This is a genomic window from Francisella sp. LA112445, assembly GCF_012224145.1.
Lineage (GTDB): Bacteria > Pseudomonadota > Gammaproteobacteria > Francisellales > Francisellaceae > Francisella.
Genome location: NZ_CP041030.1, coordinates 635,685 through 658,987, shown reverse-complemented (window position 1 = coordinate 658,987; position 23,303 = coordinate 635,685). Strand labels below are relative to the sequence as shown.

Sequence of the window (23,303 nt, the reverse complement as noted above, 5' to 3'; positions counted from 1 at the left end):
AATGCAATATAAAACAAAAGCAAAAAAATCCTTAGGACAAAACTTTCTTCAGGATGAAAACATCATTCAAAAAATTGTTAAACTAGCAAATATCAGCAAACAAGATACTGTTTTAGAAATAGGACCTGGACTAGGTGCTCTTACAAGACATTTACTATCAGCAAGCTCTAATGTAAATGTTGTCGAGTTTGACTCTAGTGTTATTGACACATTAATTAAAAACTGTGAAAAATACGGCAGACCTAATGTATATAATGAAGATTTTCTAAAGTTTGATATCCATAAAATATCATCTGAGAAAATTAAATTAGTAGGTAACCTACCTTATAATATTTCATCACCTATCTTGTTTAGAGTTATTGAAATGAGTCATAAAATTACAGATGCTCATTTTATGCTACAAAAAGAAGTTGTTGATAGAATAGTATCTTCTCCAAATAGTAAATCCTATGGTAGATTATCTGTAATTCTGCAGTATCATTTTGAATGTAGTATGATACTTAAAATACCTCCTGAAGTTTTCTATCCACAACCTAAAGTCGACTCAGCTATTCTTAGGTTAAAACCAAGAGCAAATAAAGACTTTTTAAAAAATTATGATTTTTTTGAAAAATTGGTCAAACAAAGTTTTGCTCAACGCAGAAAAACCTTGCATAATAACTTAAAGGAAATATTAAAAAACAAAGAAATTGATCCAAGCACTCTGCCTATTGATACTAAATTAAGAGCAGAAAACTTAAGTGTCAAGGACTTTGTTTGTTTAGCAAACTTTTTAAGTTAAGGTATACAAAAAATGGCTACATATGTTATTGGTGACGTACAAGGCTGTTACGATGAACTACAACTGCTTTTACATAAGATAAACTTTGATAAACAAAAAGATAAGCTTATATTTGCCGGAGACCTAATAAATAAAGGACCAAAATCTCTTGAAACCATAGATTTTGTAATGTCTTTAGGAGATAGCGCTCAAACAGTTCTAGGCAACCATGAAATATTATTTTTAGCTGTTAGCTACAACTACTTGCCAGCAAGTAATAAAGATACTTTTGATGATATTCTTAAGGCGCCTAATCTAAAGCAAATACAAGAATGGCTTTGCCATCAAAACTTACTAATCAAAGTTAATGATATTTTTATAACTCATGCCGGCATTCCTCACATATGGTCTCCTAAAAAGGCAATTAAAAGAGCTAATGAAGTAGAGTTTGTTCTAAAAAATGAAACTACAAGAAGACTCCTATTAGCTAACTTATTTAATGATGAAAGCAGGAAATGGGACAAAGAATTTGAAGGGATTGAAAGATGGTTGTGTATCTTAAACTACTTCACAAGAATGAGAACCATAGATAAAGAAGGTAAATTAAATCTCAAATTTAGCTCGACTTTAGATAAGCTTCCAGAAAATTTCAAACCTTGGTTTAAGATTAAGCATAAAAAACTTACCCCTAATTACAAAATTATATTTGGTCACTGGGCAGCAATCAAAGGTGAGACTAAATCTGATAATATGATAGCTCTAGATACAGGCTGTGTATTTGGAGGTAAACTAACATGCTACTGTATAGAAACAAATCAAAAACATTCAGTTAAAGCGATAAAAAGCTATAAGGACATTTAAGATGAGTATTTTAGTAATTAATGGTCCAAACCTTAACCTACTTGGGACTAGAGAACCTGAAACCTATGGATATAAGACACTTGCTGATATAAACAAAGATCTTGCTGATACTGCTGATAAGAGTAATATATCTATTGATTTTTTCCAAAGTAATCACGAAGGTGAGATTGTAGATAAGATACATAAATCATCAGTAGATATTATAATTATAAATCCTGCTGCATACACACATACAAGCGTTGCAATAAGAGATGCTTTTTTAGGCACAAGTAAGCCTTTTATTGAAATACATTTATCTAATATATATAATAGAGAGGAATTTAGGACTAAGTCGCTTCTATCAGACATAGCTTATGGATGTATATTTGGGTTTGGGGCAAATGGTTACACACTAGCTTTAATAGAAGCAATAAACTACATTAATATGAAAGGAGAGTAGAAAACTATGGATTTATTAAAAGCAATTGACAAGGTAGCTGAAATTCTTAAATCAAGCGACATCAGAGAAATCAAAGTTAAAGATGGTGGTTCAAGCATCTTTATGACAAAGAACGATACAGCTACAACAAGCTTTGTTTCCGCACCAGTTGCTAGCAGTGTTGCTCCTGCTACTGTTGCAGCTCCTGCTGCTAGCAGTGCTCCTGCATCATCAGCTCCTGCAGCTTCACAAGTAGAAGAACAAGAAGTTAATGGAGAAGAAGTTAAATCTCCTATGGTTGGTACTTTCTATAGTGCTCCTTCACCTGATGCTGCTCCTTATGTTAAAGAAGGACAAGAAGTTAAAAAAGGTGATGTACTATGTATTATCGAAGCAATGAAAATCATGAACAAGATTGAAGCAGAAAAAGCTGGAAAAATTGTTAAAGTGCTAGCTAAAGATGGTGATGCTATACAGTTCGATCAACCTCTATTTATAATCGAGTAATATTACATAGAGAATCAAATTTACGTAAATACAAATTATAAAATTTTGAAGGTAATGGACAATGATTAAAAAAGTACTAATTGCCAATAGAGGTGAAATAGCTCTTAGAATCTTAAGAGCTTGTAGAGAATTAGAAATCCAAACAGTAGCCGTATACTCTACTGCGGATGCTGATCTTATGCATGTCAAGTTAGCTGATGAAGCAGTATGTATTGGTCCAGCGGCTCCTAATCTTAGCTATTTAAATATTCAAGCTATTATTACAGCTGCAGAGATTACAAATGCTGATGCTATACATCCTGGTTATGGTTTCTTATCAGAAAATGCTCAGTTTGCAAAAGCTGTTGAAGAATGTGGTTTTATCTTTATAGGTCCTCGTGCAGAGAATATCGAAGTGATGGGCGACAAAGTAGAAGCTATTAAATGGATGAAAAAAGCTGGTGTTCCTTGTGTTCCTGGTTCTGGTGGTCCATTGGGTAATGATGATAAGAAGAACTTAGAAATTGCTGAGCAAATTGGTTACCCAGTTATCATTAAAGCTGCTGGTGGTGGCGGTGGTCGTGGTATGAGTATTGTTAGGAAAAAAGAAGATTTAATAAGCTCTATCTCTTTAACTAAGAGTGAAGCTAGAATCGCTTTTAATAACGATATGGTATATATGGAGAAGTTCCTAGAGAATCCACGCCATATTGAAATCCAGGTATTTGGTGATGGTGAGGGTAATGCTGTATATCTATTTGAAAGAGACTGCTCAACTCAAAGAAGACACCAAAAGGTTATTGAAGAAGCTCCTGCTATAGGTCTTACAGATGAGCAAAGAAAACGTATTGGTGAACAGTGCGTTAATGCATGTAAAATTCTAAAATATCGCGGTGCTGGTACATTTGAATTCCTATATGAAAATGGCGAATTCTACTTCATTGAAATGAATACAAGAATCCAAGTTGAACACCCTGTTACAGAAGATATTACATCAACAGACCTTATCAAAGAGCAAATTAAAGTTGCTAGTGGTCAAGGCTTGAGCTGGAAACAAGAAGATCTTGCCATTGTTGGTCATGCTATTGAGTGTAGAATTAATGCAGAAGATCCAGAAAGAATGATCCCTTCACCTGGAAAGATTGATATTTATCATCCACCAGCTGGTCCTAGAGTACGTGTTGATTCACATATCTATTCTGGATATACAGTACCACCAAACTATGATTCAATGATTGCTAAAGTGATTGTTCGTGCACACGATAGAGAAACAGCTCTACAAAAAATGCGCGCGGCTCTAGAAGAAATGCTAATACATGGAATCAAAACAAATATACCTTTACATCAAGAAATTCTTAATAATAAAGAGTTTATTAAAGGTGGAACTAACATACATTTCTTAGAAAAAATGTTAGAACAAAAAAATAAATCTAAATAAGTTAAATCTAACTTTAGATATCTACATTTAATTTTCTATCATTTTCTTATATAATGCATACAAGAAACTAATTTAAAACTTCTAAATGATATGCATAATTTTCAATCTTTTATAAAAAGTACTCGTGAGTCTAAAGAACTTAAGCGAGATAATGTTGCTGATGCTATTGATCTATCTGAGGATACCATTCAAATTATAGAAGAGGCTGATAATGATTCTTTACTACAAAGCTCTAGTAGTTTGCTTAAAAATCAGATTAGAAGATATTGTGAGTATCTTGAAATCCCTGAGAAAAAGATAGTATCAATCTTAAATAAAGTTGATATCTTATACTACAAAAAATCTCGCTATGGCAAACTTAAGACATTTGACTATCTAAATAGACTAGCGATACTAGTTATTATAATTGCTATAGTTGTATTAGCTGTTAAGCAAGTTAAAGAAAAAATGGATGCTGCAAAATCTGATCCTCAAATTTCGAAGTCATCTATTATATACACTCCTATTCAATATGATAGAAATAGCTATGGTGAACAGCAAACAGCTAAAACTTCAGAAAATAGTGATAATTCTACACAAAAAACAGACTCACCAAAAAGTATAGTTGCTAGCACACCAAAGACGATAGCTTCAGGTAGTTCTATAAATCCTAAAGCTAGCACATCTGCAACAGTAGCAGCCACAGATGACAACACAGATACAGATAGTTCAGTAGATACAGCAGATACAGCAGATACAATTTCTCATCACACAGCAACTTCTATTGCTCACCCTCCTGCTACTGCAAATATGAGTAATATGGTCATTGGTGCACCAAGTTCAAGTGCTTCTAGTCTGAAAATACCTACTAAACAGTAGAATCTATATAAATATTTCTTTTTCTAAATATATAACTCTATCTAAAAATAGATTAATATTAATTTATCATATAAAGATATAAATGAGACTATGAATATTTTAAATAATATACTTCTAAGGGTCGAGAATTACTCACCTGCTTATATTTTATTTATTGACTTCCTAATATGTTTAGTAATTAGCTTATCTATATTCTTAATAGGCAGTCTAATTATAATGAGGCATAAAAATACAATAAGATTCTCATTTATAAAATCCCTAAAGCTTATACTATATCTAGTAATATGGTCATACTTCATAAAAACATGTATAGATCTGCCAGTAATTGTATATCTACCTAATTACAAAAATCTGATAGTTCCATATTCTGATAAAGTTTTTGATTTTTGTGTTTATCTAGCTATTATAATTAGCCTTTTTAGATTTATCTCTAAAAGTAAACAAATAGCAATTGAGAAGAAAAAACAAGAGAACAAAGATGGTTATGATGATTTTAGAGATATAAATGCTATTTTTAAAGCTTTAGAGTTAGGAGCTATAGTTATCTCTATTATCTTAATTTTAGCTGCATTTCGCGTACCTCCTACAGCTTTAGGTGCATTTAGTGGTGTTGCTATAGCAGGTCTGACACTGTCACAAAGCACCCTTCTTACAAATCTATTTGGTGGACTATTTGTAATATTCAATCGTAAGTATTCTGAAGGTGATATTATCTCTTCCGATATAAACTCATCGACAAAGTTCAGTGGTACAATCAAGAAAATTGGCATATTAACAACTCAAGTTGATAGTTATGAAACAGCTCCTATGCATATTCCTAACTCGGTATTTCTTAATACTTGTATTACAACAACTTCACGTCGTACTCACAGGCGTATAGTCCAGTTTATAACAGTTGATTATAAACATATTGAAAAAATAGATTCAATTAAGCAAGAAATACTTTCAATTCTTAAATCACATCCAAATATCGATCAAAATAAAACTATAGCAGTATCTCTAGCATCTGGTAATACTATGATTGGTAACAAATCAGAAGGCAGCTTCGGTTCAAATGGGATCAATCTACAAATTTATGCTATGGTTAATAAAGTATTCTTTGCTGATTTTGTTAATACTCAAGATGATATATTTATAGCTATTGCTAAAAAACTTAACTCATTAGATATAGAGTTTGCAATAAATCCTGTAACTATTAGAAAAGAATACTAAAAAATAGATAGTTCTTTTATATCTTTAATTCCTTCTAAACTCATCAGTAGCCTATCAAACCCTAAAGCAACTCCAGAGCATTGTGGAATATTCTCTAAACAATCAAGAAGCTCTGTATCTATATCTAAGATTGGCTTACCCTGCTCTTTTCGAGTTGTTAAGTCACTTTCAAAGCGCTTTAACTGCTCATTCTTATCTATAAGCTCATAATACCCATTAGCAAGCTCAACCCCACCATAAAAGACTTCAAATCTTGCAGCAGCTTTTTGATTATTTTTATCAAGAACTTTCCTAGCTAAAGCAGACTGATGAACCGTATAATCGTATATAAAATATATAGTATTTTCTTGATTAAGATTTTTCTCAATTTTATAACTAAAAAGTATATCCAAACAATCCGCTATAGTTGGATTTTCTAAACCTTGGATTTTACCTAAATTTTTTTCAACAATTTTTTCTAGTTCACCTAAAGAGATATTATGAGGATTAAAGTTATAATATCTCTCAAAAGCCTCTTGATAACTTAAATAAATAAATTGAGTACCCGGTTTTACAACTGAAAAAAGATCTTGCATTTCTTTCATTAGATCAAAATAATCTATACCTACTCTATACCACTCTATCATGGTAAATTCATGATTATGATATTGCCCACAAGGCTCATCACGAAAGGCTTTACATATCTGATAAATACTACCACTACCTGCAGCTAATAATCTCTTCATAGCATACTCAGGCGAACTTTGAAGGTATCTTTTACCTACAACAGTATTTATAGCAAAGACATCTATAAACGGATCTGTCACACCATAATTATAAGCTAATGGCGTATCGACTTCTAAAACATCTAACTTTTTAAAATATTTACGAATTTTAGCTAGATATTCTGCTCTTTTTTGGATATTTTCTAGACTCATTTTACTACTCTAATTTTACTTACATTTGCTAAATCAAACTCAAAAAACTTATTATCATCACTTAAAATATTTAACTTAAGCTCTTTTGAAATTCCTTTTGCAGTTCCTTTAATTAATTGATTATCGTAGGTAAAGGTTATTTTCTTTCCTAACGTATAATCATATTTAGATAACTCAACTAAAGCTTTCTCATCACTCATATCAAATAAAGATACTATTTGCTTCACTAAACTAACCATCAGTTGTGATGAATCTACTTGCTGATTATTTATAATTGCTAATGAAGTCCATTCACGATCAATATTTTCATTTAAGTTGAACATATTCACATTTATACCCACACCGATAATAATATCAAAGTTATCTTTTTTAATATTTTTAGTTTCTATTAAAATACCTGCTAACTTCTGATCTTTAAAATAAATATCATTAGGTAGTTTAATCTTTAGATATTTTTGTTGTTCTGGAAGTATATATTTTTGAATAGCTTGTAAAACTCCTAATGCTATTTTAATACTCTTGAGGGAATCTCCAGAGATATTAAAATCACAATGAAACCCAAGTGTTGCATAAATATTATCTTTGTCTTCTGATATCCATTTATCACCTCTTCTACCTCGAGCTTTTGTCTGAATATCTGCATAGCAAAAATGATATTTTGAAGTAAATTCTTTTTCTAAAAGATAATCATTAGTAGAGCCTATCGTCTCAAAATATTCTATATTTATATCATCTATTTGCTCAGCAAGATTTTGCTCTATATATTTATGATTTTTCATCTTCTTTTATTTCCAAATCAAACAGCTAAAAACTAGATATTTTCAGCCTCAAATATTTATTACCTATAATTACTTTTAATATAAAACTATAATTTTTCTAGTGCTCGTATATTTAGAGACAAATTAACCTGCCCAAGAAACTCTTCTTTTTGCAACTGATAACACACTCGTACAGTATCACCTATAGCTATCTCATCTACTACAACATTATCGGTTGCATTAAACCATATTGCTTTTATCGATGTTGTATCTTTATAGCGCAAAACTAATTGTGCATGATTTTTATCTTGGCCTACTAAACGGACTTGTTCTATAGAGAAATCATTGCAAAAAATAGGTTTATCAAATTCTCTACCATAAGGCTCTAAAGACTCTATCTTTGTTAATGTATCTAAATTAAAATCATCTACATTAAGTTCAAAATCGTACTCAATACAAGGTTCAAGAACTATATTATCACTTTCTACAATATGACTGACTAGTGTCTCAAAAAGATCATAAAATTTAGCAAAATCCTGATACTTAATAGTTAATCCAGCTGCCCCTTTATGTCCACCATACTTAAGCATTAAATTAGAGTCTAAGCTTGCTATATTATCAAGCACTTGCTTAATATGAATATCATCAATACTGCGTGCTGAGCCTGATATTAAATTCGGATCATTTTGAGTTTGGGAGAATATTATCACAGGTTTACCAAACATCTCTTTGACTCTACTAGCTGAGATACCATGAATACCTGAATGACCATTCTCAAGTAAGATACATAAAGATTTCTTCGTATTATTTAAATCACTAGCTTGAACTATAGCTTCTTGGGTAATTTGTTTTTGAATATCCTTACGTTGATTATTTTGATTTTTAAGATTATTAAAGATATTCTCAATCTTTTCATCATCTTCTTCTAGCAAAAAGCTCACCGAACCTAATGCATCCGATACTCTACCATCACTATTCAAGATAGGCGCTATGCTAAAACCTATATATTCGCTAGATAGTTTATCTCTATCTATAAAATCCCAACATAGGCGATCATTTTCCTTTAACTGCTCAAGACCTAATTTTGTAACAATGCGGTTATTATAACTATTTGCCATACTTACACAGTCTGCAACTGTTCCAATAGCTACAAAGTCTAATAAATTACTTAAACCATATGATTTAGATACTGGTTTATTATTTTGGATATACTTTCTTCTTAAAGCCGCCATAAAAAGCCAAGCAACCATACAGCCTGCAATTGCTTTATCAGGGTAGTTACAGCCATCTTGTGTCGGATTAAGCACTGCCACAGCACTCTTTGGCGCTCCTTCTGGAGGTATACCATGATGATCAGTTACAATTGTGTCTATACCATTTTGCTTAAGCACTGCTATTCTTGGTTCATCTGTTGAGCCATTATCTGCTGTTATTATTAAACTTGGTCGAATACTATCCGTTAAGATCCGATTCATCAAAGACTCAGACAAGCCATAGCCTTCTTTCATCCTATGACCTATATAAGAACGAATATTATCTTTAGGATAGCCAAAAACTTTTGTTAATGCTTCATGGAAGATAGCATGAGAAGTTTGACCATCACAATCATGATCTGTTTCTAATCCTATAACTTCATTATTTTGCAATGCTACATAAAGCCTATCAACCGCCTTATCAATATCTTTGAATAAGAATGGCGATGATAAGTCTTTTATAGATCCATTTAAAATTAAATCTATATTGCTTATATCACTAACTCTTGCAGCAATAAGTTTAGCTAAGAAACTATCATACTGATTGATTAATAAATGATCTAAAACTTTTTGACTAAATAATCGTTGTTTGATTAGCATAAATTTATCTTGGCAGGATCTTTTTTACCCTTTTGATGATTTCTAAACATATTTACTCCAGAGATAAAAAGTAAACCTAGAGGTATAGCAAAGAACACTCCCCACAAGCCCCACATTCCACCAAATATCAATATCGCCGAAACTACTCCAACTGGATGCATATTTAGAACTTCAGAGAATAATAATGGCACAAGTAAATTGCCATCTAAGGCTTGAATAATGAAAAATACTGTAAGCATCCACACTAGTGTCATGCTAAGCCCATACTGTAATATCCCAACCATAACTACAGGTATAGTAATCATCACCATACCAACATATGGGATAATCACAGATAGACCTACACCAACTGCTAAAAGGATCGAGTAGTTAAGATTAAAATATGCAAAACCTAGGTATGTAACTATAGAAACAATAATAAACTCTATCGCCTTACCTCTTACATAATCTGCAAGCTTTGGTTTTAAATCATTCCATACAAAGAATAAAGCATGATTATCTTCAGGTAAAAATGACTTGAACCAGCCTATAATTCTATTTTTATCTTTCAGGAAATAAAACACCATCAAAGGTACTAAAAATAAGTAAATAAGCACAGAAAATAATAGCGGCAATGTTGTTGCTGTATTTTGTAAAATAAAAGAACCTATATTTGAGCTTATTTTCTTCCAGTCAATAGTATTAAACCAATTAACTATTGAATCAATTCTATCTACAGTTAGCAAAGTAGGATATTTTTGAGATAAGTATTCAAGGCTCGATTTTAAGCTTGAAAGTGTATGTGATGCTTGCTTTATAAAATCAATCATCTGATTAACAATAATAGGCAATAATACAAAAATCACCGACAGTAAGACTATCAAAAAAATTATATAAACAAAATAAACTAATATAAGCCTATTTATCTTAGTAGCTTTATGGAGGATATTTACAAATGTATCAAGTAGATATGCAATTACAAGAGCTGCTAAAATAGGAGCAATATAATTACCTAAAAAAGTTAATACTAAGTAAAAAAATAGCATCAAACCAATAAATACTATTGGCTCATTATTTTGATATCTATCCTTATACCAGTTTTTTATAGTTTTAAAAACCATTTAATAATAAGAGCTAATTTAAACTGTTAATATTTTAACAGTTTTAAGAAATATTTGAATATTTTTAAATTTTAAAGAGTACTTATTGACTATATATCCTTTTTTATCGTAATAACTGCAGGAGTAATTAATGCCACTACGATCCCTATTATCAACAACATATCAAACTTAGTCACAGACATATCAATATTATCTATAGGAATAAAGCCTACAATTATAGCTACAACACACCCTATACATCCTAGAATTGCCATTATTATAGTACCAATTGATCCTCTAAATATTTCATATTGTCCCTCTTGTAGAGGTTGGCTAATTTTAAGTTTAACAGCGGTTATAAACATTAAAATATAAGCGATAACAGCTAATTGCGCAGTTAAATCACTAAGATACCAATATGCTTCATTTACTGATGGCATAAAGATATATGAAAAACAAAATACTGTAAAAACTAGTGCTTGAGTAATTAGCATTGTATCTGGAGCATCATTTTTATTAGTTCTGCCAAAGATTTGTGGCAAGATATTATCGTTACTCACCACCATAAAAGCTCGTGATAATCCCATAATCCAAGCTGAAGTAGTCGTAAAAGCACCAAATATCAATGTGATAGCTATAATGTAAGTCATCCATGGCATATTAATTTGACTAAAGAAATAATGAAAAGAAACCATCAATCCAGTCACGATATCAACATCACCAATCTGTAGCTGACTACTTACTAATATTACAGCTATATTTGATAAAATAAGTGATCCTAAAATAACAGAACCTGAAATTAGTAATGCTCTAGGGAAGTTCTTCTTAGCATTTCTAACATTTGCAGCATGTATGGCACTCATCTCAAGGCCAAATAAACTAAACATCACTGTTATAAATAAAGCCCAACTACTTATATTATTTCCTGATGGAACAAAATCTGAAACACTAGGTGTCACAATCTCTGAACTATGCGATAGTGACCATATAATAGCTATTATAATAATCATAAACATTGGTAAAAGCGTACCAATAATAGCACCTAATGTACTTACTGTACTTGATGTTTTAACACCAAATAAATTTATAGCTGTAGCACTCCAAAACATTACCAAACTCATTGATATCATATACCATGGATTAGCTACCAACTCATTTGCTGCTTGACCTGTAAAAGGTGCTATGACATAAGCAATAATACCAGCAAAAAATCCACATATAGATGGAAACCACACTAAGTTATATACCCATTGCAACCAGATAACTAAAAAGCCTAACCTTTTACCAAAGGCTTTTTTAACCCATATATAGATACCACCAGTCTCTTGTGAAGATCCTGTAGACATCTCAGCTGTTAATAATGCACAGGGAATTAAAAAGAAAATACCTGCTAATATATAAAAAGTTACAACTATCCAACCTGCTTGTGCTGTGATAGAAATATTCCTAAGGCTATCTACTGCAATGATATTTATCATCACTAGCCTTATTAGACCAAATTTTTTACTACTTACTACCTGTTCCATCGCTTATTTTTTCTTTAGAAAATAACGCGCTTTAGTATATACTTAAAGTAATTTTATAACAACCACACTTACCTTGACTTTTATGAAACTGAAGTTTTTTGTAATTAGTGCTTTATTAAGCATTACAAGCCTATGCTATGCTAATGATAGCTCATATATTTGTAGTAATAAAATACTTAAAAACCCTATTACACCATCAAAAGAGAAAACTCCTCTTAATTTTACAAACTGGGCTGACTATATATCACCAAATATAATTCCATGCTTCTCAAAACTATCAAATACTAGAGTAAAATATATATATACATCTGATGATAATATGACTAGAGCAAAAGTTATGACAGGATCATCAGGGTTTGATCTAATTGAGCAAGGTGCGCTTTATCTAAATAGTGAAATTGCTTCAAATGCCCTTGTAAAACTAGACAAATCTAAATTACCAAACTTAAAATATCGTAATAAAGCTATCTATGATAAAATTTCTGAAATCAATGATCCAGGTAACAAGTATGCTGTTGTCTATACTTATGGAACTACAGGATTAGCATATAACAAGCAAGAAATTGAAGCAGTTCTTGGAAAGGGAGTTGTTCCTAATAGTTGGAAATATGTTTTTAATAAAAAATATCTAAAGAAGGTCTCTAAATGTGGGGTTTCTCTTCTTGATGAACCTGAACAAATTTTTGGTAACTATTTCCATTACCACGGTATTGATCCAAATACAAATAGTAAAGCTGAGTATGAGAAAGCTGCTTTAGATATTATCAAAAATGTTCGTCCATACATTAAATACTTTGATAGTAACAAATATCAAAATGACTTTACAGCAGGTAATCTATGCCTTGTTATGGGCTACTCTGGTGACGTGGTTCGTTCAGTTCAAAGAGCTAAAGAGATAAATCCTAATGTCACTCTTGCCTATGTAATCCCTGAAGAAGGTACTAATATTTGGTTTGATATGCTAATGATCCCTAAAGGAGCTAAGGATTTAGATAAGTCTTATGCATTAATGAACTATATTTTAGATCCTTATGTATCAGCACAAAATAGTAACTACATATATCAACCAAATGGCGTAACTCAAAATGAAAAATATATGAGTAAAATGTTTGATGATACAAATATTAGACCTACGGATGAGATGATTAAGAAAATGTATGTCTTAAATATTCATGACGCTAAGATGCAAAGTTTCATAAGCAGAATGTGGATGAATGTCAAGTATGGCATAGAATTTACACCTAAATACTATAAACCAAATCAAAAATAGTCCCCCTACCTTTCTTTAGAGTAGAAACCTTTCTTTAGAGTAGAAACCTTTCTTTAGAGTAGAAACCTTTCTTTAGAGTAGAAACCTTTCTTTAGAGTAGAAATATTTAATTGAGTTACTTCTTACTTATGTTTTCTATAATCACAGGTAAAAGACCAACTACAAAAATAATCGGAATACATACAAAAGCCCAATAAAATACAAATACTGCCTGATCAAAAGTTAAATATAACACTACTGCAACAACTATTCCTACTATTGTGCTTAGTATAGCTCCTATAAAATTTTTGCTCTTCCCATAAAAACCATATATTAGGCTAAAAGATAATGCTGCTATAGGTATATTAAAAAGTAGCATCTTATCAAGGATATGATCAATAAAAAATGTTGCGATTAGATAACTTAAGATAGCTATAAATAGCACTAAAACTCTATTTGAATTAGTAGTTTTTGTACAATTACTATGAGCAAAAATTACTGAAGCCATAGTATTCCATAGAGCAGCAATAGTTGTTGTAGCAATCAAAAATATCACTATATAAAAGTAAATCTGAATAGCTAATGGTAACTTCCCTGCAATGATACTTGCTAAGGCTAAATCTGGATTTGCTAGATCTAACCGTTTAGAAAAAGAGGCTGTAATAAAAATAGCTACTACATAGAATAAACTAACCAATATTGCTGTAACAAGCATTGCGTAAAAAGCTACTTTAGGTGATTTTGCAGAGAAAATCTTTTGGCCATACCATGGCGACAAAATATAAGTAAAACAAGTCAATACTACTAGAGACAAACTAAATGAAATTGGTAAACCTGCATGACTTTTGACATTTATAATAATACCTTGCTGACCATATTTGTAAAAATAAAACCATAAAAACAAAAACAATATCAAAGATAAAACAAAACTTATTTTGTCAATTTGAATAATTGATTTAAGTCCTGAGTTAATAGTTGCTATAAACATTACCAAACAAGCAATAAAAGTAATTAACGCTTTAGAATGTCCTGGAAATATCACTTCTAAACATACAGTTATTGAATGAATAAAATTTGCTCCAAAACCTAACATTGCAACCCATAGACATATAGCTGCAAAAATACCAAAAGCTTTATTATAGCGATAGCCAAAATACTCTGTAACACTTATTGCATCAAAATTCTTCCATTTTTTTGCTACTGTAATAGCGTAGAAAAATAATCCAAACAAAAACACTAAGCCAAGTGAGATTGCTGAAAAACCATAATTATAACCAAGACTAGAGAAACCAATAAGTGTTGAAGTGTTTAGCTCAGTCATAACTAAAGTTGCTGTTAGAGCAAAAAAGCCTACCTTTTTACCTGCTGTATAATAATTTGATACTGGTGAGTTATTATTTTTCATAAATAGGTAGCTGATTTAAATTCCAATTATAATTTTGATAATAAATAGTTTTATTTTCATTCAATATTGCTTCTTTTTTAGTTTTAGTTATTAGATATTTAGCAATAAACTGACGCATCTGTGCCTGATCACCAAAATCACTACCATACCAATCAAATATTTTTGATATATAAATATTATTATCTTTTAACTCAAAACCCTTGGAGCTATTTATCCAAGTTGCAAAAGACTTATCTAATTGTGCATTTATTTGATTACCTTGGTAAGCTTCTTTAGATAAGTTAGGACAGCTAATAGAAGCACAATTAACAGCAGAGTGAACTCTTGGATCATGCCATATTGGACGAATAATCCGATGTTCAATATCATTTAGAGTTAATTCTTTACTATCAATTTTAATAACTTTTTGATCCCATACTTTTGAATATCCAAACCAACTCTTATCAATATCTGTAATTGATTTAACTGGGTAATATTGCAAAATAACTCGGATAGTCAGCATATTGTACATATTTATCCAATACGCTAACTGCTGATTTTTATTATATTTCAAAATATTTAACTTAGAATACGTATTTATTGCTTTATTAAGGATTTGCTTATCTTTTTTTGAAACCGCACTATAATTAACAAATGTTTGATTCCCTTTCTGTACAACGTATTTATCTAAGAAATCCTGCCACGGCTTAAAATCAATCTTTGCCTGTGATGACTGATCTGACTTATCCCAATAACCCCACAATTGTGCACTTGGTGCAGCATTTAAAGATGTAGTTATTAAAGCTAATATAACTAATAGAAAATATTTGGATATTTTTATTTTTCTCATTTTTTAAACCTTTGTTTGATTATGAAACTCATAAACTCTATAAAAAGTTGTCCATAACACTAAAATAGTAAATAAAATCCCAAGAAGTAGTACAGTAGATGGCAATAAAATCATCACAATAAAAAATATAAAAGTCTCAGCTCTCTCCATTAATCCTGGTGAATAGTAAAAACTCTTTGATGATTGTTGCTGACTAAATATTCCAACAAGTAAAAAACTACTTATACAGACAATTATTGACATCATCATTATCAATCCAACCCAAGCAATCTCTAACTGATAAATAAAAATCGCGATAATAATAAAAGACTCGACAAAACGATCAGATAAAATATCGAGCATTGTACCTAATGGCGAATTAGATTTTTGTAATCTTGCAACACTACCATCTAATACATCTAAATAGCCTGATATTAAAAGAAATACCACAGCTAACCATGGTACCCATAAGACTAATATAGCACTTATAAAGCCTGTAATAAGAGATAGTATAGTTAAAGTATTTGGCTTTATGTTTAAAGCTGATAGTGATGTTGCTACAGCATTTATAAAATACTTTTGAAACCAAGGTCTGACACTTTGCTCTAGCATAATACTCCTGATTAAAACTTTAATAAAAAACGAACTATTTTTTTAACTTTTTCACTATATAATGACGGTGTAAAGTATGATCCAGCTATACGCTTGTTTAATTCACTAAGAGTTGGATATGGCACAATATGTGAAGCCATTTGCTTGATTTTTAGTTTGTTTTTAATCGCCAATGTCCACTGAGTAATAAGCTCACCAGCCTGGTCCCCTACAATACTAGCTCCTAGAATATAACCTCTTTTATTAACAGCTATCTTAAGTAAGCCATTTGTTGAAAGATTTGCCTGAGCTCTATCATTACTCTCATATGATAGTGTCAATATTGTTACACCGTTTTCTTTAGCTTGTTTAATAGGCATACCGGTATGAGCTATCTCTGGAGTTGTATATACAGCCCATGGAAAACTTGAGTAGTTAACTTTTGCAGGTAGCTTAAATAAAATATTTTGAATAACAATTCCAGCATGATAACCCGCTGTATGAGTAAATTGATATTGACTAGCTAAATCACCAATTGCATATATATTTTTATAATTAGTCCGTAATCTCGTATCAACATTAATCCCTTTAGCAGAGTGTTTAATACCAACTTTATCTAAGTTAAGCTTTTCTATATTAGGCTGTCTTCCAGTAGCTACTAATAGATGAGAGCCACTATAATTGCCAATATTAGTTTCTAGCTTTACTTGAGCATCTTGTTTAGAAACTTTTGAAACTTTAGCCTTTGTAACTACATCTATACCAAGCTTTTTAAACTCATCTAATAGCACCTGCCTACAGTCATTGTCAACTGGTCCTAATATATTAGATTCGGCTTCAAGGATTGTTACTTTCGAACCTAACAGGGCATGAGCTTGAGCTAACTCAACTCCAATCGGTCCACCTCCCATCACAAGTAAATGCTCTGGCTGTTTATCTAAACTAAAAATTGTCTCATTTGTTAGATAATCAATATCTTCTAGACCTTCTATTGGAAATATTTTTGCTCGTGAACCAGTAGCTAAGACTATATATTTTGCTTTGATCTGTATATCGCCAGCTTGGACAGTCTTTTTATCTATAATATGAGCATAATCTTGGATAACATCTACACCCAAAGACTCAAACCTCTCAATAGAATCATGTGGTTCTATCTTTGCTATCACATTAGCAACATGAGCTTGTACTTTTTTGTAGTCCGCTTCAAAATTTTTAATATCAATACCAAACTCTTTAGCTTTATTACAGCTATGTATAATTCTTGAAGCTTCAATCATGGCTTTAGATGGTACACAGCCATAGTTTAAACAATCACCACCCATCTTCCCACCTTCACAAAGGACAACTTTTGCACCCATTTGCACTGCTCCGGCAGCAACAGATAGGCCACCAGAGCCACCACCAATTACACAAATATCTGTTCTTATTTGTTTCATGCCTTAGCTCCTTTGATTTTTTTGTATATGACTGGAACAAGCGATAATATTGCTAATGCAATTATTGGTAGAATAAATTGAGGTGCAAAGATAATACCCATGTCTAACTCTTTACCTTGGCGTAATACAAAACCTAATCCAGTACCAACCCATGTATAGACTAATGAGCCTGGTATAATCCCTAATAAAGTTGCCCAGAAAAATGTTGATAAGCGAATACCGACAGCCCCACAAGCTATATTTATTGCAAAAAATGGAAATAAAGGTATCAAACGCAGTATCAGTAAGTAATTAAAAGCATCATTTTCAAAGCCTTTACGCAATTTCTCAATACTACCTTTTGCTTTTGCTTTTAATGTTTCACCAAATGCTGTTTTAACAGCTAAGAATAATAGACAAGCGCCAATAGTTGCACCTAGATTTACCCAAATCACACCTGGGAACAAACCAAATAAGAAACCTCCTAACAAAGTCATAATCGTTGCTCCAGGTATAGAAAATGCTACTACTATAATGTACACAACAATAAACACTAATGAGCTAAGCCAAAAATAAGAATTTGTCCAAGCAACTAAATCTTGATAATGTTGCTTTATAGCTGCTAAAGATAGATATTTCTGCCCACCTAAAGCAAAAAATATTATTAAACCTAGTATCAAGACTAAAATAGGAATATAACTTTTAAATTTACTCATCTTAGATAACCTTAAGTATATAAATAGTAAGGACTTCATATTCTAAATAGTATACTAAATTAGTCTAAGGTATAGTTAAAGTATAAAATAAATATATGATTATCAAATATGAACTATTCATCTAAAATAACAGCATATTTCATATTAAAACTGATAAATATATATAAATAAGTAATATTGCATAACTAACTCTTAAAGTCTTCCAATCCAGTAATAGGATACTTTATAATTTCAAAAAAAGGTGAATAATCAAAATCAGAAGGAACAAATAGTCTGGGATTTCTAGTATGGACTTTTAGTTTTCCATCAGTTGTTTTCTCTAACAATGGTAAAATAGGAAACTTTGCTTTGATAAATGCCGTTGCAATTAGTAAAGAGCAGGTTAATTTCGTCGGATTTTGTGCATTATGATTAAATAAACTAGAATGCCACTTTCTTGGTAAAATCCACCAAGGACAGAAAAATCTAGCTAAATCAAATACTTGTTGATTATCATAAGGTAGGCCCAACTCAGAAAGTGCATAATTAATAATTATATTTTTTTGGATTTTGGAAATATTTCTTGGTCTACAAATTCTTAAGTGGTCTGATGAATAAATATTTAAACTCTTTATAACAACTCCTTCACCTATATTGCTCTCTATAATAAGTGGTCCAGACCCTAACTTAGGATTATATTCTAAAACTAACTCCTGAATATCCTTTGCTAACTGCTCAAAATTACCTATATAAAGTGCTGAATGAGTCCAAATACTTCTTGTAATTACACTGATAGCTCTAGCTGCGCGGCTTCTACCTTCTACAAGAATGACATCGCATACTTCTAGATGTTTAACCAATTTATTATAATCAGATAGTGGTGATATCCTAGGCTGGCTGATATTAAATAATAAGAAGCTACTAATCTTTTGATATATTAAAGTTTTTATTTTTTTCATATCCTAGCGTAGCCCATCTAAGGATCACTAAATACAAAAGCTTCGTTAAGAATCTTTCAATTTTTTACAGCTTTTTCTTTAATTGATCTAAATAATCATTTGTTTTTCTTAGACCTTCATCTGCTTCATGGGATATTTCTGGATGCATATTCTGCTCAACTGCTGCCATTTCTTCATAACAATCTGCAGCATTTTGTTCTAATAGCCTAATTTTTTCTTTTACTGAAATATCCATAAAGTATATTCTTTCAGCTTCTTTTTTTAGATTCATAATGCACTCCCCTAAAATGCCTTAATATATTAAAATTATATCAAAAAGATATTACTTAAGCATATACCCTTCGCTCTGCATGATTATATCAAATAAAAATATTACTCTATTTCAAACTAGCTAACCTACTATATTTAATTCCGTCATTATTATTTTTAGCTCATTTAATTTATCTTGATAAAGTGGGGAAATAGGCAAACGTGGGTTTCCTACATTAACACCCATAAAAGTTAATCCACTTTTAACTGTTTTTGATAAACCTCCCTCTTCAATTATAAATTTTAGGAATCTATATTGCTTATTAAAAAGTTCATAAGCTTGAGCTAAACTTTTATTTTTAATAGCTTTATAAAGATCAATATTTAACTCTGGAATAATATTTGCAGCAGCTGTACACCAACCACTTGCTCCGGATATTAGCATATCTACAACAATAGGATCATAGCCACAATAAATAGGTAATTTATCTTCAGTAAGTAAACGAATTTCATGCACTCTCTGTATATCACCTGTAGAGTCTTTTACCATTTTTACATTTTCTATCTCGTTAAAAAGACGGGCAATAAAGCTAGGTTTCATATCAAAGCCACTATTTGATGGATTATTATAAACAACTATGGGAATATCTATTGCATCTGAAATATGCTTATAATGATTAAAAATATCATCTTCAGATAATTTCCAATAAATCATTGGAATCACCATAATAGCATCTGCTCCTACACTTTGAGCATATTTAGCTTTCTCAATACAATTTGCTGTTGTCATATCAGAAGCGCCCACAATAACAGGAACTCGTTTATTCGTAAATTCAACAGTTTTTTGGGTTACACTCTTCCATTCATCTAAACTCAGATAGGCACTTTCACCTGTACTTCCTAAAGGAGAGATTGCATCTACTCCTTTTTTAATCAATCTATCAATAAGAATCTCTAAACCCTTTAAACTTATTTGATCAGACTTATCAAATGGTGTTGGAATATAAGCAACAATACCTTCAATATTTATATTTTTCATAATAACCACCTTTACCAAGAATTGAGTTAAATTACGATGACCAACTTATATACTCCTAAGAAAACATATTTGAATTACTACCAAATGCTATACCATAAGGTATATACTCATTATTAGCATAAAAGAATATATAAAATAATAATAAATCTAGCAGATATACAAATTTAAACTTTAATAAGCTTTTTTGACCTATATCAGATAGCTGATAAACTAAAAAGAATATTTATCAAATCCGAGAAAACTATATTTTATAGAAAGAGTTATTAAGAGATTTTTTTGAATAATTGAGTGATTCTTTAGCTACTTGATAAGCATTTACATATTTTAATATAAAGAAATCTCTTGTTTGAGACTTAATTACTTTAACCGCCGTAGATACAGACTCTCCATTATCAACAAGATCGTGAAATTGTTTAATAAAATTATTCTTTTCAGAGTTACTCATAACCTATACGTTTTTAATAAATTTGTACTATTATAATGACTTATTTGCTGTAAAAAAATATGCTTACAGCGATAGTTTATTATTTTAAATCTATTAAATATTTAGTGTTTTATAAATTTTTATTTTTTAGATTAAAGTGAATTATTACTTGTTATATCTACTTGTCTAAACTTAATTATGATATCTGTATTTTTCTGAAGTGACTTAACTAAATCTGAGTTTTTATCATTTGCCGCTATATTAGCTATTATCGAAGTGTTTAACCTAAGAGTTGTATTTTCATTCTGAATAGTATTATATACCAAGCCTATCTCATGACCCACAGTATTATTTAGACCATGCCATAGCTCTTTTATTCTATCTCTAACACAACTTCTACTAACTCGATGTAACACATCTGATAGATGAGATTCAATCATACAATTATACTCACTTGGCTTATAGTATTTGTTTATCAAATCTTCTAATTCTTTAACCTCTTTACTGTTGGTAAGAACACTGAATTTTCTAGCCATTAAACACCCTTATATTTTTAAATATAAAATAATATATAAACATTAAATTTTATATTCTAGCCTGTTTATAGCTTTTAACGCTTAATTAATATAATTATTGATTTTATTTCTAATTTGGAGTAAATTTTTATGTCAAGTTTCTAAAAATAGGTCTTATATCTAAAAAAGTATAATAATGTAGCATATTTATAAGTCTATTAGCAATATTTTTTATATTATAATTTTAAATCACCAATTTGTATATTTACTATTTATACTTAAGAGATAAACATTTTTTTAAAAAAATTTTAAGGTATTGCAAAAGTAAAGCTTTGTTTCACTTAGAAATTTGTAATATATTAAACTTAGCAAGGATAATAATAAACTTTTGATTCCTTATCGCAAAAGTACATCTAATCTTTTGTTGTTAACAATAATCAAGGGAGGTTTAAGTTACTAGAATACTCGTTTAAACAAATATAGCAATGGAGAATCATTATGCAATTAGAAAATAAAGATAAAGTTTTTGAAATTCTAAATAAAATATTAGAAACAGAAATGGCTGGTGTTGTAAGATATACTCACTATTCTCTTATGATAATTGGTCACAATAGAATACCAATCGTAAGCTGGATGCAATCACAAGCAAAAGAGAGCTTAGCCCATGCGACTGAAGCAGGTGAAATGATTACTCATTTTGATGGCCACCCTTCTTTAGAGATTGCAGAATTAAGCGAAACATACCAGCATAATATTGATAACATCCTAAGAGAAAGCCTCGAGCATGAAAATAAAGCAAAAGACTACTATTATGAGCTACTAAAGCTAGTAGAAGGAAAATCTGTACTCCTAGAAGAATATGCTAGAAAGCTAATAGTGGAGGAAGAGACTCATATTGGTGAAGTAGAAAAAATGCTTAGAAGATCTTACTAGGTTCTGTGCACAAAAAAAGCTAAATTAGATTGAAAATAGCTAAACCGTTGTTATTTAGAAGTTGAAAGACAATAAATACCAAGGGTTTAGCAAATGCATTATCATATAAAAGAAGTATTCTGGTCAAGTATTTTATTATTCTTAAAATCACAAAAAGGTATACATACCAATGATGAAGACAAATTAAGATTGTTTATTGAAGCAGTATTTTATGTATTACGTACAGGCTGCCAATGGAGAATGTTACCATTTTATTATGGTAAATATAGATCAATACATAAGCGTTTTAAGGATTGGAGTGATAAAGACATATTCTCTAAATTATTTAAGTCAGTGCAAAATCCTGATTTACAAGAAGTTATGCTTGACTCAACGATAGCAAGAGCACATGCCTGTGCTACAGGATATGACAAGAATGATAACCAAGCAATTGGTAGATCAGTTGGTGGAGTAACCACCAAGATTCATGCTATGACCGATGCTTTAGGCAACCCGCTGGAAGTATTACTGTCAGAAGGTAAAACTCATGATAGTAAAGTGGCAATAGACCTACTACAGAAGGTATATAATACAAAAGTTATCGCTGATAGAGCATATCACTCTAATGAAATTAGAGAACATATTCAAAATATATCCTCTGAAGCTGTTATTCCCTGCAAATCAAATACTATAAACCCTATAGATTTTGATATTCAAATATACAAAGAAAGACATTTGATTGAGAATTTCTTTTCTAAAATTAAGCATTTTAGAAGAGTATTTTCTAGGTTTGATAAAACCATTTCAGCATATCTGGGTATGATTAAATTAGCTTGTACTTTTATTTGGCTTCGATGAGAATTTATTTTTGTGCAC

Annotated in this window: 25 protein-coding genes; 10 read left to right on the top strand and 15 right to left on the bottom strand. The window is 30.7% G+C overall.

Annotated elements, in window-relative coordinates:
* The first annotated feature begins 1 nt into the window (after window position 1).
* From rsmA to FIP56_RS03200, 7 genes are all read left to right on the top strand, one after another.
* Window positions 2-781, top strand: a complete 780-nt coding sequence (rsmA, locus tag FIP56_RS03230) for a 16S rRNA (adenine(1518)-N(6)/adenine(1519)-N(6))-dimethyltransferase RsmA (RefSeq protein WP_192577532.1) — start codon at window positions 2-4, stop codon at window positions 779-781.
* 12 nt (window positions 782-793) lie between these two features.
* Window positions 794-1,621, top strand: coding sequence for a symmetrical bis(5'-nucleosyl)-tetraphosphatase (locus FIP56_RS03225; RefSeq protein ID WP_192577531.1), 828 nt, complete (start codon window positions 794-796; stop codon window positions 1,619-1,621).
* 1 nt (window position 1,622) lies between these two features.
* Window positions 1,623-2,060, top strand: a complete 438-nt coding sequence (aroQ, locus tag FIP56_RS03220; protein WP_192577530.1) for a type II 3-dehydroquinate dehydratase — start codon at window positions 1,623-1,625, stop codon at window positions 2,058-2,060.
* Between the two features lie 6 nt (window positions 2,061-2,066).
* The gene (accB, locus tag FIP56_RS03215) at window positions 2,067-2,546 is read left to right on the top strand and encodes an acetyl-CoA carboxylase biotin carboxyl carrier protein (protein ID WP_192577529.1); all 480 of its coding nucleotides are present in this window, start codon (window positions 2,067-2,069) and stop codon (window positions 2,544-2,546) included.
* Between the two features lie 61 nt (window positions 2,547-2,607).
* Window positions 2,608-3,963: an acetyl-CoA carboxylase biotin carboxylase subunit gene (accC, locus tag FIP56_RS03210; protein WP_192577528.1), complete on the top strand. Its 1,356-nt coding sequence runs from the start codon at window positions 2,608-2,610 to the stop codon at window positions 3,961-3,963.
* 90 nt (window positions 3,964-4,053) lie between these two features.
* On the top strand, window positions 4,054-4,821 hold the full coding sequence (locus FIP56_RS03205; protein ID WP_192577527.1) for a helix-turn-helix domain-containing protein: 768 nt from the start codon (window positions 4,054-4,056) through the stop codon (window positions 4,819-4,821).
* Between the two features lie 90 nt (window positions 4,822-4,911).
* Entirely contained in the window at window positions 4,912-6,033 is a 1,122-nt protein-coding gene (locus tag FIP56_RS03200; protein WP_192577526.1) for a mechanosensitive ion channel domain-containing protein, read from the top strand.
* Here the strand turns inward: FIP56_RS03200 and epmA are convergent.
* The 5 genes from epmA to FIP56_RS03175 all read right to left on the bottom strand — a co-directional run bounded on the left by epmA (window position 6,030) and on the right by FIP56_RS03175 (window position 12,166).
* Window positions 6,030-6,950, bottom strand: a complete 921-nt coding sequence (gene epmA, locus FIP56_RS03195) for an EF-P lysine aminoacylase EpmA (RefSeq protein ID WP_192577525.1) — start codon at window positions 6,948-6,950, stop codon at window positions 6,030-6,032. The two genes, FIP56_RS03200 and epmA, sit on opposite strands and share 4 nt — an antisense overlap.
* The gene (locus FIP56_RS03190; protein ID WP_192577524.1) at window positions 6,947-7,729 is read right to left on the bottom strand and encodes a biotin--[acetyl-CoA-carboxylase] ligase; all 783 of its coding nucleotides are present in this window, start codon (window positions 7,727-7,729) and stop codon (window positions 6,947-6,949) included. Before FIP56_RS03190 ends, epmA begins: the two co-directional genes overlap by 4 nt.
* Before the next feature lie 86 nt (window positions 7,730-7,815).
* A complete protein-coding gene (gene recJ, locus FIP56_RS03185) occupies window positions 7,816-9,561 on the bottom strand; it encodes a single-stranded-DNA-specific exonuclease RecJ (RefSeq protein WP_192577523.1) in 1,746 nt (581 codons plus the stop codon).
* Window positions 9,555-10,661 (bottom strand): AI-2E family transporter, encoded by a 1,107-nt coding sequence (locus FIP56_RS03180; RefSeq protein ID WP_192577522.1) that lies wholly within the window; start codon window positions 10,659-10,661, stop codon window positions 9,555-9,557. The genes recJ and FIP56_RS03180 overlap by 7 nt, the downstream gene beginning before the upstream one ends.
* A gap of 89 nt (window positions 10,662-10,750) precedes the next feature.
* Window positions 10,751-12,166, bottom strand: a complete 1,416-nt coding sequence (locus tag FIP56_RS03175) for an APC family permease (protein ID WP_192577521.1) — start codon at window positions 12,164-12,166, stop codon at window positions 10,751-10,753.
* A gap of 82 nt (window positions 12,167-12,248) precedes the next feature.
* On the opposite strand from FIP56_RS03175, the gene FIP56_RS03170 reads away from it, so the two are divergent.
* Window positions 12,249-13,436: a polyamine ABC transporter substrate-binding protein gene (locus tag FIP56_RS03170; RefSeq protein WP_192577520.1), complete on the top strand. Its 1,188-nt coding sequence runs from the start codon at window positions 12,249-12,251 to the stop codon at window positions 13,434-13,436.
* 115 nt (window positions 13,437-13,551) lie between these two features.
* Here FIP56_RS03170 and FIP56_RS03165 read toward each other — a convergent pair whose 3' ends face one another.
* From FIP56_RS03165 to FIP56_RS03120, 10 genes are all read right to left on the bottom strand, one after another.
* The gene (locus FIP56_RS03165; protein ID WP_192577519.1) at window positions 13,552-14,820 is read right to left on the bottom strand and encodes a sodium:solute symporter; all 1,269 of its coding nucleotides are present in this window, start codon (window positions 14,818-14,820) and stop codon (window positions 13,552-13,554) included.
* Window positions 14,810-15,649, bottom strand: coding sequence for a DUF547 domain-containing protein (locus FIP56_RS03160; RefSeq protein ID WP_192577518.1), 840 nt, complete (start codon window positions 15,647-15,649; stop codon window positions 14,810-14,812). The genes FIP56_RS03165 and FIP56_RS03160 overlap by 11 nt, the downstream gene beginning before the upstream one ends.
* 3 nt (window positions 15,650-15,652) lie before the next feature.
* The gene (locus FIP56_RS03155; protein WP_192577517.1) at window positions 15,653-16,240 is read right to left on the bottom strand and encodes a CDP-alcohol phosphatidyltransferase family protein; all 588 of its coding nucleotides are present in this window, start codon (window positions 16,238-16,240) and stop codon (window positions 15,653-15,655) included.
* A gap of 11 nt (window positions 16,241-16,251) precedes the next feature.
* Window positions 16,252-17,655, bottom strand: a complete 1,404-nt coding sequence (locus FIP56_RS03150) for an FAD-dependent oxidoreductase (protein ID WP_192577516.1) — start codon at window positions 17,653-17,655, stop codon at window positions 16,252-16,254.
* On the bottom strand, window positions 17,652-18,350 hold the full coding sequence (locus FIP56_RS03145; protein WP_192577515.1) for a VTT domain-containing protein: 699 nt from the start codon (window positions 18,348-18,350) through the stop codon (window positions 17,652-17,654). Before FIP56_RS03145 ends, FIP56_RS03150 begins: the two co-directional genes overlap by 4 nt.
* A gap of 185 nt (window positions 18,351-18,535) precedes the next feature.
* Window positions 18,536-19,288, bottom strand: a complete 753-nt coding sequence (locus FIP56_RS03140) for a YiiX/YebB-like N1pC/P60 family cysteine hydrolase (protein ID WP_192577514.1) — start codon at window positions 19,286-19,288, stop codon at window positions 18,536-18,538.
* Window positions 19,289-19,352: 64 nt separating this feature from the next.
* The gene (locus FIP56_RS03135; RefSeq protein WP_192577513.1) at window positions 19,353-19,559 is read right to left on the bottom strand and encodes a hypothetical protein; all 207 of its coding nucleotides are present in this window, start codon (window positions 19,557-19,559) and stop codon (window positions 19,353-19,355) included.
* A gap of 120 nt (window positions 19,560-19,679) precedes the next feature.
* Window positions 19,680-20,576, bottom strand: coding sequence for a 4-hydroxy-tetrahydrodipicolinate synthase (gene dapA / locus FIP56_RS03130; protein ID WP_192577512.1), 897 nt, complete (start codon window positions 20,574-20,576; stop codon window positions 19,680-19,682).
* Between the two features lie 241 nt (window positions 20,577-20,817).
* On the bottom strand, window positions 20,818-21,021 hold the full coding sequence (locus FIP56_RS03125) for a hypothetical protein (protein ID WP_192577511.1): 204 nt from the start codon (window positions 21,019-21,021) through the stop codon (window positions 20,818-20,820).
* A gap of 131 nt (window positions 21,022-21,152) precedes the next feature.
* Window positions 21,153-21,536, bottom strand: a complete 384-nt coding sequence (locus FIP56_RS03120; RefSeq protein ID WP_192577510.1) for a hypothetical protein — start codon at window positions 21,534-21,536, stop codon at window positions 21,153-21,155.
* Between the two features lie 477 nt (window positions 21,537-22,013).
* On the opposite strand from FIP56_RS03120, the gene FIP56_RS03115 reads away from it, so the two are divergent.
* Together FIP56_RS03115 and FIP56_RS03110 are read left to right on the top strand one after the other, a co-directional pair.
* Entirely contained in the window at window positions 22,014-22,448 is a 435-nt protein-coding gene (locus FIP56_RS03115; protein WP_192577509.1) for a ferritin-like domain-containing protein, read from the top strand.
* A gap of 93 nt (window positions 22,449-22,541) precedes the next feature.
* Window positions 22,542-23,285, top strand: a complete 744-nt coding sequence (locus tag FIP56_RS03110) for an IS5 family transposase (protein WP_192576991.1) — start codon at window positions 22,542-22,544, stop codon at window positions 23,283-23,285.
* Window positions 23,286-23,303 lie beyond the last annotated feature (18 nt).

Bases quoted from the DNA above. Each gene is read 5' to 3' on its own strand.
- rsmA (WP_192577532.1), top strand. From the start codon at position 2: ATGCAATATAAAACAAAAGCAAAAAAATCCTTAGGACAAAACTTTCTT.
- FIP56_RS03225 (WP_192577531.1), top strand. From the start codon at position 794: ATGGCTACATATGTTATTGGTGACGTACAAGGCTGTTACGATGAACTA.
- aroQ (WP_192577530.1), top strand. From the start codon at position 1,623: ATGAGTATTTTAGTAATTAATGGTCCAAACCTTAACCTACTTGGGACT.
- accB (WP_192577529.1), top strand. From the start codon at position 2,067: ATGGATTTATTAAAAGCAATTGACAAGGTAGCTGAAATTCTTAAATCA.
- accC (WP_192577528.1), top strand. From the start codon at position 2,608: ATGATTAAAAAAGTACTAATTGCCAATAGAGGTGAAATAGCTCTTAGA.
- FIP56_RS03205 (WP_192577527.1), top strand. From the start codon at position 4,054: ATGCATAATTTTCAATCTTTTATAAAAAGTACTCGTGAGTCTAAAGAA.
- FIP56_RS03200 (WP_192577526.1), top strand. From the start codon at position 4,912: ATGAATATTTTAAATAATATACTTCTAAGGGTCGAGAATTACTCACCT.
- epmA (WP_192577525.1), bottom strand. From the start codon at position 6,950: ATGAGTCTAGAAAATATCCAAAAAAGAGCAGAATATCTAGCTAAAATT.
- FIP56_RS03190 (WP_192577524.1), bottom strand. From the start codon at position 7,729: ATGAAAAATCATAAATATATAGAGCAAAATCTTGCTGAGCAAATAGAT.
- recJ (WP_192577523.1), bottom strand. From the start codon at position 9,561: ATGCTAATCAAACAACGATTATTTAGTCAAAAAGTTTTAGATCATTTA.
- FIP56_RS03180 (WP_192577522.1), bottom strand. From the start codon at position 10,661: ATGGTTTTTAAAACTATAAAAAACTGGTATAAGGATAGATATCAAAAT.
- FIP56_RS03175 (WP_192577521.1), bottom strand. From the start codon at position 12,166: ATGGAACAGGTAGTAAGTAGTAAAAAATTTGGTCTAATAAGGCTAGTG.
- FIP56_RS03170 (WP_192577520.1), top strand. From the start codon at position 12,249: ATGAAACTGAAGTTTTTTGTAATTAGTGCTTTATTAAGCATTACAAGC.
- FIP56_RS03165 (WP_192577519.1), bottom strand. From the start codon at position 14,820: ATGAAAAATAATAACTCACCAGTATCAAATTATTATACAGCAGGTAAA.
- FIP56_RS03160 (WP_192577518.1), bottom strand. From the start codon at position 15,649: ATGAGAAAAATAAAAATATCCAAATATTTTCTATTAGTTATATTAGCT.
- FIP56_RS03155 (WP_192577517.1), bottom strand. From the start codon at position 16,240: ATGCTAGAGCAAAGTGTCAGACCTTGGTTTCAAAAGTATTTTATAAAT.
- FIP56_RS03150 (WP_192577516.1), bottom strand. From the start codon at position 17,655: ATGAAACAAATAAGAACAGATATTTGTGTAATTGGTGGTGGCTCTGGT.
- FIP56_RS03145 (WP_192577515.1), bottom strand. From the start codon at position 18,350: ATGAGTAAATTTAAAAGTTATATTCCTATTTTAGTCTTGATACTAGGT.
- FIP56_RS03140 (WP_192577514.1), bottom strand. From the start codon at position 19,288: ATGAAAAAAATAAAAACTTTAATATATCAAAAGATTAGTAGCTTCTTA.
- FIP56_RS03135 (WP_192577513.1), bottom strand. From the start codon at position 19,559: ATGAATCTAAAAAAAGAAGCTGAAAGAATATACTTTATGGATATTTCA.
- dapA (WP_192577512.1), bottom strand. From the start codon at position 20,576: ATGAAAAATATAAATATTGAAGGTATTGTTGCTTATATTCCAACACCA.
- FIP56_RS03125 (WP_192577511.1), bottom strand. From the start codon at position 21,021: ATGAGTAACTCTGAAAAGAATAATTTTATTAAACAATTTCACGATCTT.
- FIP56_RS03120 (WP_192577510.1), bottom strand. From the start codon at position 21,536: ATGGCTAGAAAATTCAGTGTTCTTACCAACAGTAAAGAGGTTAAAGAA.
- FIP56_RS03115 (WP_192577509.1), top strand. From the start codon at position 22,014: ATGCAATTAGAAAATAAAGATAAAGTTTTTGAAATTCTAAATAAAATA.
- FIP56_RS03110 (WP_192576991.1), top strand. From the start codon at position 22,542: ATGCATTATCATATAAAAGAAGTATTCTGGTCAAGTATTTTATTATTC.